Here is a 12,193-nt window from a genome sequence, read left to right as displayed (position 1 = left end):
CGCTGTTCACGCGGCGTTTCCCCCGCCGGGATCGATGGATGCAAATATCGATGTAAGTCGAATTAGACACTCGTCGATTCCATACCGAACGCTCTGGGAGCCAGCGATGACCAGTACCTACCAGCGCGACGACCTGACCATCGACCAGCAGCTGGCGATTGCGACTGCGGCCCGCCGGCTGGGTGAGGAGTTCACCGGCACCTTCTCCTCCGAGACGATCGAGCGGTTCCTGCATACCAGCTACGACCAGTTCGCCACCCGCGCCGTCGTGGCCAACTTCCTGCCGCTGCTGGCCGAGCGCTTCGCCCGCCAGCGCCTGCACGCCCTGGCCCGCGTCGAGGGCAGAAGCGACGGCCGTCCGATCGTGCTGTTCTTGTGCGTGCACAACGCCGGCCGCTCCCAGATGGCGCTGGGCTTCTTCCAGCATCTGGCCGGTGAGCACGCGGTCGGCTGGTCGGGCGGCTCGAAGTTCGCCGTCGAGGTCAACTCGGCCGCGATCGCCTCAATGGCCGAGGCCGGCATCGACATCTCCCGGGAGTTTCCCAAGCCGTGGACCGAGGAGATCGTCCGGGCCGCCGACGTCGTGGTCACCATGGGCTGCGGGGATTCCTGCCCGATCTTTCCCGGCAAGCGCTACCTGGACTGGGAGCTGGAGGACCCGGCGGGCAAGAGCGTCGAGGAGGTGCGCCCGATCCGCGAGGAGATCGAGCGCCGGGTGCGCGCCCTGCTGGCCGACCTCGACGTGCCCGCCACTCGATGAGCGTCCCCGCCACACCGAGCATGAATAGATGTATGTCAATATAGGTGAAGGTCTACTTCGACAGACTTCTATGTCAAGAGAGGGGGTCCGGTGGAGCCGCTGGAACTTCTGGAGTGCAGTGCGCCGCTGACGCGCGAGCCGCTGAACGCCGGGCAGGCCGCCGCTGCTGCGCGGGTGTTCAAGGCCCTGGGCGACCCGGTGCGACTGCGGATCTTGTCGATCGTGGCCAGCCACGGCGGCGGAGAGGCGTGCGTGTGCGACATCACCGCCGCCTTCGACCTCTCCCAGCCCACCATCAGCCATCACCTGAAGGTGCTCAAAGAGGTCGGGCTGCTGGTTTCGGAGCGGCGTGCCTCTTGGGTGTACTACCGGCTGGTCCCCGAGACCCTCGGTGAGCTGTCGGCCCTGATCGATGTCCCGGCCACGGCCTGACCCGACCGCGAAGGAAAACCCATGTCATCCTCACCGTCCACCCGCGCCCCGGCGAGTCAGCCAGGCGTGATCGGCGCCCTGTCCACCTTGGACCGCTTTCTGCCCATCTGGATCGGGCTGGCGATGGCCGGCGGGCTGCTGCTGGGGCGCCTGGTGCCCGGCTTGGACTCCGCGCTGGAGGCGGTCAAGATCGGCGAGATCTCGCTGCCGATCGCGTTGGGCCTGTTGCTGATGATGTATCCGGTGCTGGCCAAGGTCCGCTACGACCGCCTGGGCGCTGTCACCGGCGACCGCCGCCTGCTCATCGCCTCCCTGGTGCTGAACTGGGTCCTCGGCCCGGCGCTGATGTTCGCCCTCGCCTGGACGTTCCTGCCCGACCTGCCGGAATATCGCACTGGGCTGATCATCGTCGGCCTGGCCCGCTGCATCGCGATGGTGCTGATCTGGAACGACCTGGCCTGTGGCGACCGCGAGGCCGCCGCCGTCCTGGTCGCCATCAACTCGATCTTCCAGGTGATCGCCTTTGCCGCACTCGGCTGGTTCTACCTGCAGGTCCTGCCCGGCTGGCTGGGCCTGGGCGAAGGCACCGCGCTGCAGGTCTCGGCCTGGGACATCGCCTGGTACGTGCTCATCTTCCTCGGCATCCCGCTGGCGGCCGGATACCTGTCGCGCAAGCTGGGCGAGCGCACCCGGGGCCGTGACTGGTACGAGGAGCGCTTCCTGCCGAAGATCGGGCCGATCGCGTTGTACGGGCTGCTGTTCACCATCGTCATCCTGTTCGCCCTGCAAGGTGAGACGATCACCTCTCAGCCCGGCGACGTGGCCCGCATCGCGGTGCCGTTGCTGGCCTACTTCGCCCTCATGTGGGGTGGCTCCTTCCTGGCAGGCCGGGCGATCGGCCTGACCTATGAGCGCACCACGACGCTCGCCTTCACCGCGGCGGGCAACAACTTCGAATTGGCCATCGCGGTGGCGGTCGGCGTGTTCGGCGTCACCTCCGGTCAGGCCCTGGCCGGGGTGGTCGGCCCGCTGATCGAAGTGCCCGTCCTGGTGGCCCTGGTCTATGTCAGCCTGTGGGGCCGCCGCCTGTTCACCACCTCCACCTCCACCACCACTGAGGGATCGGTTCATGCCTGACAAGCCCAGCGTGTTGTTCGTCTGCGTGCACAACGCCGGACGCTCCCAGATGGCCGCCGGCTGGCTCACCCACCTGGCGGGCGACCGCATCGAGGTCCGCTCCGCAGGCTCGGCACCCGCCGAGAGCATCAACCCGGCCGCCGTGGCGGCGATGGCCGAGGTCGGCATCGACATCACCGGCCAGACACCGAAGATCCTCACCACCGAAGCTGTGCAGGACCCCAACGTGGTCATCACCATGGGCTGCGGGGATGCCTGCCCGTTCTTCCCCGGCAAGCGGTATGAGGACTGGAAGCTCGACGACCCGGCCGGCCAAGGCATCGAGGCCGTGCGGCCGATCCGCGACGAGATCCGCGACCGGATCGAGAAACTGATCGCTGAGCTGGATGCCAGGTAGCCACCGTCCGCCCCGTCCCAGGCGGGGCGGAGGGGGCGCCGCCAGCACCTGCCTCTTAGGCCTGCGGCGGTTGTGCCAGCAGCCACACGGTGGCCACCAGCAATCGCGCGGCGGCCAGCAGGGTGTCCGGCTCGACGCGCTCGGGGGTTTCGGCGGGGGTCTGGTAGCCGGGCATGCCCATCCCGACGCCGATCGCGGCCAGCCCAGCCGCGGCGTAGCGGCGGTTGTCGGAGGCCATCGCCCCGGCCCGCAACGGCACGCCGGTCAGTCGCGCGGCCTGGTCGAGGGTGGCCAGCAGCCCATGCGCGGGCCCGCCCGCCTCGACGGAGGCGGCCTGGTGTAGCTGTGCCGCCCCGTCCAGGTTGATCACCAAGGTGTCCGGCGGTACGTGGGGGGCGTGGTGGGCTGCCCCCCACGCCCCCGCCTCCTCGGCGTCCAGGAAGGCCACTGCCAGGTCCACCGGCGCGGTTACGGCGGCCAGAACGCGGGCGGCCTCCAAGACCGCGGCCACGCCGGAGGCGTTGTCGGCGGCGGCCGGTAGCCGGCGGCTCGGGTCGTCGCCCACTCCGTCGAAGTGGGCGCTCAGCAGCACCCGAGGCCCGCCGCGCCCCGCGTTCGGCAGGCGGGCGTGGACGTTGAGGCCTTCGGCGCCGATCTGCCGCAGCGGCACCGAAGCCGTCACCTGCACGGGGGTGGTGGCGAGCGTGTCGGCCATGTGCTGGTGCAGGTCGGCGCGCACGCCGAGGATCGGCACCGCCCGGCTGGGCGGGCCGGCGATCATCTTGGGCATCCAGCCCTCGGCGTCGGTGCCGCGGGCCATCAATACCCCGACCGCGCTCTCGGCTTCGGCCCGGGTGCAGGCCCGCGCCCAGTCCCCGGCTTCGGCCAGCAGCCACCGGCCGCGTACGTTCGCGCCGTCAGCGTCGCTTGCCAGGGAGGCGATACGTGGCCGGGGCAGCTCAGCCGAGGCGAGGTGTTCGACGAAGTCGCGGCGATGCTCCAGTCGTCGCACTCGCCCATCGGTGCTCCACTGCAGGATCGGCGTGTCATACAGCTCGCGCACGCTGACGACCGGGAAGGGGACGAGTTCGACCTCGGCGCCCAGCTCGCGCAGCTGCTCGGCGAGCCAGGCGGCGGCGGCCCGGCCGCCGGGGGTGCCCACCCGGCGGCCCGCGTAGCCGTCAGCGGCCAGTTCCGCGACACAGGTGAGCATTCGCTGCGCACTTACCTGCTCCAGGGCGGCCGCCAGCTCCGGGATCTCGATCGCATCCGGCGGCACGAGCGACCGAGCGGACGGTGAGGAGCTCATCCACAGCACCCGGCGGAAGTGGCGGCGGCAGCGGGAGCCGAAGCGGCCGCCGGGGCCTGCCCGCAGCACCCGGCCTCGGCCGCCTGGCTCGCCGCCGCGGGGCTGCCGCAACAGGAGGTCGCCGCCGCTTCGGCCGCCGTGCTCGTCTCAGGTGCGGCGGGGCCACCGCAGCACCCTCCCGCCGCGGGTGGGGTGAACGCCTCGTCGAGGTTTCCGATGAATCCGCCGCTGATGCTGTTGGCCATCGCAGGCTCCCTTCGGCGCGGGAGCGAGGCGCGGCCGCCCCACCCCCATGAATTAGATAAATATCTAAGTAAGGTCACCATTCCACACTGTTTAGATGGACGTCAAGTTAGATGGAAATCTAATCGCCCTGTTGGCTATGACGTCGGTTCCCCCATCGAAGGGGCGGCTGACACGGGGCGTCACCGCGTTGACAGTGAACACGTTGAGTGTGCATTTGCTGACAATCAGGTTGAATCGTCGTCTACGGTGGCCGAGGTAGAGCTGATCGTCACTGTGGTCAAAGGAGACCCGCTGCTCATGTTGCACAGCCCTCGCCGCCTGGAGGCCCTGCTCGGTGCTCCTTTGCCTCTGGTCACCTACGCTCAGATCGCCGCCCTCGTCGACAACCCCGACGCCCGTGAGGCCGAGGACCTGGACTACAAGGTCGACATCCCCGATGGGGACAAGGAGCGCAGAGAGAAAGGCAACGACGACGTCGCCGTCGATGTCGCCACCTTCGCCAACCACACCGGCGGCCTGATCATCGTCGGGATGGCCGACGTCGGCGACATCCCCTCCAAGGCATTGGATGTGCGCTTCCAGCGGCTGCAGTCACGCATCCGCAACGCAGTCGCCACCCGCGTGCACCCCATGCCGCGCTTCGCCATGCGCGAGGTGCCCAACCCCGCCAACCCCGGTCACGGGTTCCTGCTGATCTCGATTCCGCCCAGTTCACAAGCCCCGCACGCGGTGTCCAACCCGGTGCAGAAGAACGAAAGCCCGCTGCGCTGGCCGCGCCGGCACGGAGCCGACAAGGTGTGGCTGAGCGAGTCGGAGATCGCCGCCGCCTACCGGCGCCGCCTCATGGGCGCCAGCGATCAGGTCGATCGCCTGCGCGAATTGGAGGACCAGGCGGTCATGGCCGCCGCGGTGACCAGCGCCCGGCAGGGCTACCCCAGGCCGCTGCTGGTGGTCACCGTGGTACCGGATCTGCCAGGAGACCTGCTGCTGGATGGGACGAAAGTGCGTGACTTCGACGAGCAGACCAAGAGCGAGGTGGTCATGCTGGGTGCCCACACCGTCACCTTCGACAGCGTCAGCGTGGCCCACCGCCGCCTGATCGCCGAGGCCGGCGCCACCACCGTCCATGCCGTACGCGCCCAGCTCTACACCGACGGCTCAGCCACCTTCGCCATCCACCCGACCGCCATTTCCCCGGCCGTCAGCGACAAGCTCACGGTGTGCGTCTTGGACGCGGAGATCGTCAGCCGGACGGCCAGCGCTCTGCGCTACCTGGCCCGCCACGCACGCGACCGCGCCGCCGCGGCCGGATCGGCGATGGCGCGCGTGATGCTGGTAGCCGACACGCATCTGCACCCGGTCGTGTCGGCCAAGCCGGAACTGGAAACCGCCTGGCCCTTCGACAACCCAGACCTCATCCGCTATCGCGTCGACCTCAACACCACGACCCGCATCGTCGACGCCCACCGGCCGCTGGGCACGCGCTTCATCCAGTTGGCCTTCGGGGAGTCGGCGGTGTCGCTGGATGACCTGGCCGACGATGGACAACCGCTGGCCCGTGCCACCGCCGCCTTGTGCGGTGACCTGTTCCAGGCCTACGGAGTACCGGAGAACCAGCAGATCCGCAGAGACGGCACCATCAATCCCCATGCCTGGGGCGGCCACTGGGATCAGATCAAGAAATGGGCTGAGAAAGCCAGCATTCCGCTGGCTGCCGAGGACTAAAGCGCCAGCTGCCCCATCACCTCGGCCACCGTGGTGCGCGCCGTGCGGGCGGCGCCGATCAGGGTGGCCGAGGCCGGGCCGGTCCAGTCGCCGTAGCCGAGCAGGTGCAGGCGCGCCTCACCGAGCGCACGGGTGCCCTCGGTCGGGATCACCCCGTCGGGACCGCGGAGTTTCAGCGGGGCCAGGTGGCCGAGCACGGGCCGAAAACCGGTGCACCAGATGATGGTGTCGCAGGCCAGGGTGGTGCCGTCGGCCCAGGCCACCCCGTCCGCGGTGAGGCGGGTGAACATCGGCTCGGCTTTGAGGGCGCCCCGCCTCCGGGCCTCGCGCACGACAGGGACAGCGACGATGTCGCCCAGGTCGCCGATGCCGGGCGCGTCAGCGAAGCGGGCGCGCCGGGTGGCCAGGTCGAACAGGGCCCGGCCGTCGATGTCGTCGCTCAGCAGCCGGGGCGGGCGCAGCGTGGCCCACGTCGTGTCGGCGACGGTGGAGACCTCCGCGAGGATCTGCGCCGCGGAGTTGCCGCCACCCACGATGACCACGCGCTGCCCGCGCAAGGGTGCGGGGCCGGTGTAGTTCGCCGTGTGCAGCTGCTGCCCGCGGAAGTCACCGATGCCGGGGTAATACGGCACGTACGCCCCGCCCCAGGTGCCGGTCGCGCTGATGACGATCCGGGCATGCCAGGCACTGGTACCGGTCTCGACGGCCAGCCGCTCACCGCCATCGCGCACGGCCGACACGCGGACCGGCCGGATGATCGGCAGCTCATAGCGCTGCTCGTAATCGGCCAGATAGGCGACCGCATTGGCCGCGCTCGGATAGCCGCCGCCCTCAGGGATGGGCATCATCCGGCCGGGCAGCGAGCTGTAGGGGGCCGGGGAGAACAGCCGCAGGGACGGCCAGGCATGCCGCCAAGCCCCGCCCGGCTCGTCGCGGGCGTCCAGGATGACGAAGTCCGCCCCTGCCCGGCGCAGGTAGTAGCCGGCCGCCAGACCCGCCTGCCCGCCGCCGATCACCACGACATCGACCGGCCGCGACGAGTGGGACACCGCCTTCGGGCCGGTCACACGCTCGTGGACTCGACCAGCGGGGTGAACAGCGCACCCAGGCGAGCCACCGCGGCCGGGACGATCCAGTAGTAGACCCAGGTGCCGCGGCGCTCGGAATCGATCAGTCCGGCCATCCGCAGCACTTTGAGGTGGTGGGAGATGGTGGGGCCGCTCAGGTCGAAGGCGGGGGTCAGGTCACACACGCACGCCTCACCGCCCGCATGAGAGCCGATCATCGACAGCAGACGCAACCGGACCGGGTCGGCGACCGCCTTGAGCATCACCGCCAGCTCGGCCGCGTCGCTCTCGCCGAGCGGCTCGCGGGCGATCGGGGCACAGCACTGGACGGTGGCGGTGGTCATACAACAACTCCCCTACTTCGACATTCGTCTAAATCATACGCGATGGTAGGCGACCAGCGCGAACGCGGCGATCGCGCAGGCCAGCGCAACGGCTGCCATCACCCACTGGTAGCCGACCGCTTGGGCCAGCGCGACCGCGCCCAGCGGCGCCAGGGCCTTGTCTGCGACGGAGAAGGCGGCGATGCGGCCTGACAGCGAGGCATAAGCGCTGCTGCCGTAGCGCTGCAGAAGCAGGTGCGGCAGGGTGATGGAGGCAATGCCGAAGCCGAGCCCAAATCCGAGCACGCAGCCGATGGCGCCCGGCACCGTGCGCCCGGCCAGCGGAAGCAGTGCGGCGGCGACGCCCTACAGGGCGAAGATCGCGGCGGCGATGAGGGCGGCGGGCAGGCGGCGTTGCAGGCCGGTGGTGAGCAGGCGGCCGGTCACCGACAAAACCCCCAGCAGTCCGGCCAGTGTGGCGGCCAGGACGGGTGAGTGGCCCAGATGGATGAGGTAGGTGATGAGCAGGATGGACATCACCGCTGCCGCGCCGCCGTTGGCGGTGAAGGCGATCACCAGCAGCCAGAACGGCCGCCGACGGGTGGCGGCCTTGACGACCTGAGCCCGCTCGTGGGTCGTGGCCGGCCGATGTCCGGCGCGGGTGGGGCGGCGCACGACGAGCGCGTGCAACGGGATCGCCGCTACTCCGTAGATCACGGCCAGGACCACCAGGGCGGTGCGCCAGCCGTAGGAGTCGACCAGCAGGCCGGTCAGCGGCAGGAAGATGGTGGAGGCGAACCCGGCGACGACGGTGAGCGCGAGCAGGGCGTTGGCTCGGCCCTGGCCGTGGGTGGGGCCGTCGAACCAGCTGACGATGACAGCGAAGGCGCTTTCGTACAACACCATCGCGCACGCGATGCCGATCGCGGCGAAGACCGCGTACAACTGGGGCAGGTTCTCGACCCGCGACCAGGCCAGGACGGCGAGCGTGCCGATGATCGACCCGGCGGTCATCAGGCCCCGGCCGCCGCGGGCGTCCAGCAGGCGGCCGACCAGCGGGGCGCACAACGCGGCGATCAGGATCGAGCCGGTCAGCGCGGCCGCGATCTGGGCGCCGCCGGCGTGCAGGTCGGCCGCCATGGGGGTGAGGAAGACGGAGAAGGCGTAGTAGAGCACGCCGTAGCCGATGGTCTGCGTCACGGCCAGGGCGGCGACAATCCGCCAGCCGCGCCCCGAACGCGGCCGGCCGCCGCCCCCTTTCTCGGGGGCGGCGGCCTCGGTGGCAGGTTCAGCGGCGGAGCTCACCCGCGCGTCCCGACACAGCCAATCAGCCGACGTCCATCCGCCGTGGTCATCCAGCGGCCAGGCGATGGATCTTCGGCGATAAACCCCTGGACGTGCAGCCGCCAGGCCAAGGGTCCGGCCGTCCGGGCGATTGCCGGGGCGAACCTGGGGTTGCTGCTCGGCTCGCGGGCGGCGACCAAGCGCTCTCCCAGCCGGTGGGTGTCGAGCGGTCCGTGCTCGCAGATCAGGCGCAGGGCTTCCTTCTGGGCGGCGGTGGGGTACCCCTCAGACATCTGAGGCTCCTTGTCGGTGCGGCTTCAGCGCTGGTCGATGGCCGGTGTTCAGCCGCAGCACCCACCACCGTCGCCATCGCCGCCGCCGACGGTGACCAGCGGGAGCGGGGCGGCCAGCAGGCCACCGCTGATCCCGGTGGCCAGGCCAACCTTGCGCTCTTGCGCCTCGACCAGCCCCGAGGAGCACACACCGGTCTCCGGCAGGTCCAGCTGCACGTCACGGGCGGCCTCCCCGTCGCCGTCCAGCGCGGCGACAACCGAGCGAACCTGCTCATACCCGGTGGCCATCAAAAACGTCGGAGCGCGGCCGTAGCTCTTGACGCCGACCGCGTAGTAGCCAGACTCCGGATGAGCCAGCTCGTCGACACCGTGCGCGGGGACGGTGCCGCAGGAGTGGGCGTTGGGGTCGATGAGCGGGGCCAAAGCGCGGGTGGAGCCGAGGATCGCATCCAGGTCCAGGCGCAGCTCCGAGGCGATGGAGTGGTCGGGGCGGTATCCGGTGGCGGCCACGATGCGGTCGGCGGTGACCGACTGCTCGGCGCCGGACGGGGCGCGGCTGATCACCGTTACCTGGCCGTCGTTCTCCGTGATCGAGTGGGTGTAGAAGCCGGTGACCAGGGTGATGCGGCCCGAATCGACGTGCGCCCGCAGCCGGGTGCCCAGTGCCCCGCGAGCCGGAAGGGCATCGGCCTCGCCGCCGCCGTAGGTGCGGTCGGCGTTGGTGGCGCGGATCGCCCAGGTGATCTGCGCATCTGGCAGCTCGGCCAGGGCCAGCAAGGTGGTGGCCGCCGAGTGGCCCGCCCCGACGACCAGGGTGTGCTTGCCCTGGTAGGTGTCGCGGTCGGCGCCCAGCACATCGGGCAGCGCGTGGTCGATGAACGCCGCCGCTTGCTCCTCACCGAAGGCGGGCAGGCCGCTCGCGCCCAGCACGCTGGGCGAGGTGTAGGTACCCGAAGCGTCGATAACGGCCCTGGCCTGCAACTCCTGGCCGTCGGACAGACGCACCAGGAACGGGACCTGCTCGCGGCCGTTGCTGCGGACCCGGTCGTATCCCAGGCGGCTGATCTCGGTCACCTTCACGCCCAGCCGGACCTTGTCGCCGAACAGCTTTGCCAGCGGAGCGAGGTAGTCGGCGATCAGCTCGGCGCCGGTGGGCAGCCAGTCGGGGTCCGGGGCGCTCCAGCCGTCGGCCTCCAGCAACTGGCGGGCGGCGCTGTCGATGTTGTAGCGCCACGGGCTGAAGACCCGCACGTGAGCCCACTGCGCGACTGACGCGCCGGCCTGCTGCCCCGCCTCCAGCACAACGAAGTCCAAGCCGCGCGCCACCAGGTGCGCGGCAGCGGCCAAGCCGACCGGGCCGGCGCCGATGACCACGACCGGCAGGGCACCGGGTGCGCCGGGCGCAGCGTGCGCCACAACCTGCTCGATCTCCACAGCAGCGGTGGTGGAAGTGGTGGTGGTGCCGCAGTATCCGTCACTCATGAGGGCCTCTCCTGCCATTCGTGCGACATGTGATCGCTGGATTTCAGCGGTGGAGCAGGGTGGGGGAGCGCAACTGGCGGAACCGGACGCGCACCACACACCCCCTGTTTAGAAAAGCATCTAAGTAGTAAAGAGAGTGCCTCGCTGATTAGAGGATTGTCAAATCAGCAGATCGGGTGGCGCAGGTCGACCGTCGAGGGAGGTTCACCCGCAGGTGGCGCCCGGGGTGCAGATGTCGGGCGGGCAGCAGGCCTGCAGGCTGGTCTGCAGATCGCTCAGCGCCTGGCCGATCCGGGCAGGGTCGGCCCGGTAGTAGACCGTCTTCCACTCCCGCCGGGCGCTCAGCACCCCGCCGTCGCGCAACGTCGCCAGATGGGTGGAGGTGGCCGACTGTGCCAGCGCCATCCGCTCGGCGACCTCGCCCACCGTCAGCTCGATCCCACCAGAAAACAGCATCAGGATCTGCTGGCGGGTGTCGCTGGCCATCGCCTTGAGGAAGCCGCGCGCGGCCTCGGTCAGCTCGATGTCGGTGCTCGCCGTCTCCATGGAGAAGACTCTACCCCTCATATTGTCATTTCTTGATTTGACGATACGATGCGGCACATGAACACCATCGTCATCGGTGGCGGCCAAGCCGGACTGGCCGCCACCCGAACTCTTCTGGACGCCGGCCTGACTCCGGTGCTCCTGGAGGCAACAGACCAGGCCACCGGCTCCTGGGGCCGCTACTACGACAGCCTCACCCTGTTCTCACCCGCCCGCTACAGCTCTCTGCCCGGCCTGGCCTTCGGCGGCGACGGCGACCGCTACCCGCACCGCGACGAGGTCGTGGACTATCTGACCCGCTACGCCCGCGATCTCGGCCGCGGGGGCGCCGAGATCCGCACCGGCGCCCGCGTCACCGCCGTTGCAGCCGGTGCCCAGGGCAGTGGCGGTGGCTTCGCCGTGCACCTCGCCGACGGCAGCACACTGAACGCGCCCGCCGTGATCGCCGCCAGCGGATCATTCGACCGCCCTCACCTGCCCGTCCTGCCGGGCCGCGACGGCTTCACCGGCCAGATCCTGCACGCCGCCGCCTACACCAACCCCCTGCCATACACGGGCCGGCGCATCGTCGTGGTCGGCGCTGGCAACTCGGCCGTGCAGATCGCCTGCGAACTCGCCGAGACCAACACGGTGACCCTGGCCACCCGCACGCCGATCCGCTTCGTCGACCAACGTCCTTTGGGCAAGGACCTGCACTTCTGGTTCACCGTCACCGGCTTCGACCGCCTGCCCGCCCGCCTGGTCACTACCCCGCCTACCGTCCCCGTCCTGGACGAGGGCACCTACCGTCAGGCGCTACGCGAAGGCCGCCTGGAGCGGCGCCCGATGTTCACCCGCCTCGACGAAGGCGACGTGGTGTGGGTCGACGGCAGCCGCGAACCCGTCGACGTGGTACTGCTGGCTACCGGATACCAGCCCAACCTCGACTACCTGAACGGGCTCGGCGCCTTGGACGAGCGCGGCCACCCCCGCCATGACCGAGGCCTGTCCACCACCCATCCCGGGCTGGGCTTCCTCGGCCTGGAATGGCAGCGCACCCCCGCCTCCAACACCCTGCGCGGAGTGGGCCGCGACGCTCGCTACCTCGCTCGCAAGCTGAAAGCCCACTTGGGCGCGCGGCGCTTTCGAGCGGGTGTATATAGCAGTGGACGGCCCCGGTGGTGACGATCGCGCTGGTCGTCTTGCTGGTGGC

Annotated in this window: 15 protein-coding genes; 6 read left to right on the top strand and 9 right to left on the bottom strand. The window is 70.0% G+C overall.

Annotated elements, in window-relative coordinates:
* The first annotated feature begins 106 nt into the window (after nucleotides 1-106).
* From ACQP0P_RS03260 to ACQP0P_RS03245, 4 genes are all read left to right on the top strand, one after another.
* Nucleotides 107-760, top strand: coding sequence for an arsenate reductase ArsC (locus tag ACQP0P_RS03260; protein WP_433358719.1), 654 nt, complete (start codon nucleotides 107-109; stop codon nucleotides 758-760).
* A gap of 90 nt (nucleotides 761-850) precedes the next feature.
* Nucleotides 851-1,192 carry an ArsR/SmtB family transcription factor gene (locus ACQP0P_RS03255; RefSeq protein WP_433358720.1) on the top strand — a complete coding sequence of 114 codons (342 nt, stop codon included), beginning with the start codon at nucleotides 851-853 and terminating at the stop codon, nucleotides 1,190-1,192.
* 21 nt (nucleotides 1,193-1,213) lie between these two features.
* A complete protein-coding gene (arsB, locus tag ACQP0P_RS03250; RefSeq protein ID WP_433358721.1) occupies nucleotides 1,214-2,329 on the top strand; it encodes an ACR3 family arsenite efflux transporter in 1,116 nt (371 codons plus the stop codon).
* The gene (locus ACQP0P_RS03245; protein ID WP_433358722.1) at nucleotides 2,322-2,726 is read left to right on the top strand and encodes an arsenate reductase ArsC; all 405 of its coding nucleotides are present in this window, start codon (nucleotides 2,322-2,324) and stop codon (nucleotides 2,724-2,726) included. Before arsB ends, ACQP0P_RS03245 begins: the two co-directional genes overlap by 8 nt.
* A gap of 55 nt (nucleotides 2,727-2,781) precedes the next feature.
* Here ACQP0P_RS03245 and ACQP0P_RS03240 read toward each other — a convergent pair whose 3' ends face one another.
* Both ACQP0P_RS03240 and ACQP0P_RS03235 read right to left on the bottom strand, forming a co-directional pair.
* Nucleotides 2,782-4,035, bottom strand: coding sequence for a M28 family peptidase (locus tag ACQP0P_RS03240; RefSeq protein ID WP_433358723.1), 1,254 nt, complete (start codon nucleotides 4,033-4,035; stop codon nucleotides 2,782-2,784).
* Nucleotides 4,032-4,280 (bottom strand): hypothetical protein, encoded by a 249-nt coding sequence (locus ACQP0P_RS03235; protein ID WP_433358724.1) that lies wholly within the window; start codon nucleotides 4,278-4,280, stop codon nucleotides 4,032-4,034. The genes ACQP0P_RS03240 and ACQP0P_RS03235 overlap by 4 nt, the downstream gene beginning before the upstream one ends.
* 247 nt (nucleotides 4,281-4,527) lie before the next feature.
* Between ACQP0P_RS03235 and ACQP0P_RS03230 the strand changes: the two genes are divergently transcribed.
* A complete protein-coding gene (locus ACQP0P_RS03230; protein ID WP_433358725.1) occupies nucleotides 4,528-6,006 on the top strand; it encodes an AlbA family DNA-binding domain-containing protein in 1,479 nt (492 codons plus the stop codon).
* On the opposite strand, the gene ACQP0P_RS03225 is transcribed toward ACQP0P_RS03230, so the two are convergent.
* The 7 genes from ACQP0P_RS03225 to ACQP0P_RS03195 form a co-directional block, all read right to left on the bottom strand.
* Nucleotides 6,003-7,073: an ArsO family NAD(P)H-dependent flavin-containing monooxygenase gene (locus ACQP0P_RS03225; protein ID WP_433358726.1), complete on the bottom strand. Its 1,071-nt coding sequence runs from the start codon at nucleotides 7,071-7,073 to the stop codon at nucleotides 6,003-6,005. The two genes, ACQP0P_RS03230 and ACQP0P_RS03225, sit on opposite strands and share 4 nt — an antisense overlap.
* Entirely contained in the window at nucleotides 7,070-7,417 is a 348-nt protein-coding gene (locus tag ACQP0P_RS03220; protein ID WP_433358727.1) for a metalloregulator ArsR/SmtB family transcription factor, read from the bottom strand. The genes ACQP0P_RS03225 and ACQP0P_RS03220 overlap by 4 nt, the downstream gene beginning before the upstream one ends.
* Nucleotides 7,418-7,450: 33 nt before the next feature.
* Nucleotides 7,451-7,723 carry a hypothetical protein gene (locus ACQP0P_RS03215; protein ID WP_433358728.1) on the bottom strand — a complete coding sequence of 91 codons (273 nt, stop codon included), beginning with the start codon at nucleotides 7,721-7,723 and terminating at the stop codon, nucleotides 7,451-7,453.
* Nucleotides 7,724-7,762: 39 nt separating this feature from the next.
* Nucleotides 7,763-8,701, bottom strand: a complete 939-nt coding sequence (locus tag ACQP0P_RS03210) for an MFS transporter (protein ID WP_433358729.1) — start codon at nucleotides 8,699-8,701, stop codon at nucleotides 7,763-7,765.
* Nucleotides 8,698-8,973, bottom strand: a complete 276-nt coding sequence (locus tag ACQP0P_RS03205; RefSeq protein WP_433358730.1) for a hypothetical protein — start codon at nucleotides 8,971-8,973, stop codon at nucleotides 8,698-8,700. Before ACQP0P_RS03205 ends, ACQP0P_RS03210 begins: the two co-directional genes overlap by 4 nt.
* Before the next feature lie 48 nt (nucleotides 8,974-9,021).
* On the bottom strand, nucleotides 9,022-10,455 hold the full coding sequence (locus ACQP0P_RS03200) for an FAD-dependent oxidoreductase (protein WP_433358731.1): 1,434 nt from the start codon (nucleotides 10,453-10,455) through the stop codon (nucleotides 9,022-9,024).
* A 204-nt stretch (nucleotides 10,456-10,659) separates the two neighbouring features.
* Nucleotides 10,660-11,001, bottom strand: a complete 342-nt coding sequence (locus ACQP0P_RS03195) for an ArsR/SmtB family transcription factor (RefSeq protein WP_433358732.1) — start codon at nucleotides 10,999-11,001, stop codon at nucleotides 10,660-10,662.
* Between the two features lie 57 nt (nucleotides 11,002-11,058).
* Here ACQP0P_RS03195 and ACQP0P_RS03190 point away from each other — a divergent pair, with 57 nt between their 5' ends.
* Complete coding sequence (locus tag ACQP0P_RS03190) at nucleotides 11,059-12,165, top strand: flavin-containing monooxygenase (RefSeq protein ID WP_433370657.1); 1,107 nt, start codon at nucleotides 11,059-11,061, stop codon at nucleotides 12,163-12,165.
* The last annotated feature ends 28 nt before the right edge of the window (nucleotides 12,166-12,193 follow it).

The organism is Streptosporangium sp. CA-115845, assembly GCF_050943795.1.
Classification (GTDB): domain Bacteria; phylum Actinomycetota; class Actinomycetes; order Streptosporangiales; family Streptosporangiaceae; genus Streptosporangium.
This window is presented reverse-complemented; position numbering and strand designations above follow the sequence as displayed.

Bases quoted from the DNA above. Each gene is read 5' to 3' on its own strand.
- ACQP0P_RS03260 (WP_433358719.1), top strand. From the start codon at position 107: ATGACCAGTACCTACCAGCGCGACGACCTGACCATCGACCAGCAGCTG.
- arsB (WP_433358721.1), top strand. From the start codon at position 1,214: ATGTCATCCTCACCGTCCACCCGCGCCCCGGCGAGTCAGCCAGGCGTG.
- ACQP0P_RS03245 (WP_433358722.1), top strand. From the start codon at position 2,322: ATGCCTGACAAGCCCAGCGTGTTGTTCGTCTGCGTGCACAACGCCGGA.
- ACQP0P_RS03240 (WP_433358723.1), bottom strand. From the start codon at position 4,035: ATGAGCTCCTCACCGTCCGCTCGGTCGCTCGTGCCGCCGGATGCGATC.
- ACQP0P_RS03235 (WP_433358724.1), bottom strand. From the start codon at position 4,280: ATGGCCAACAGCATCAGCGGCGGATTCATCGGAAACCTCGACGAGGCG.
- ACQP0P_RS03220 (WP_433358727.1), bottom strand. From the start codon at position 7,417: ATGACCACCGCCACCGTCCAGTGCTGTGCCCCGATCGCCCGCGAGCCG.
- ACQP0P_RS03205 (WP_433358730.1), bottom strand. From the start codon at position 8,973: ATGTCTGAGGGGTACCCCACCGCCGCCCAGAAGGAAGCCCTGCGCCTG.
- ACQP0P_RS03200 (WP_433358731.1), bottom strand. From the start codon at position 10,455: ATGAGTGACGGATACTGCGGCACCACCACCACTTCCACCACCGCTGCT.
- ACQP0P_RS03195 (WP_433358732.1), bottom strand. From the start codon at position 11,001: ATGGAGACGGCGAGCACCGACATCGAGCTGACCGAGGCCGCGCGCGGC.
- ACQP0P_RS03190 (WP_433370657.1), top strand. From the start codon at position 11,059: ATGAACACCATCGTCATCGGTGGCGGCCAAGCCGGACTGGCCGCCACC.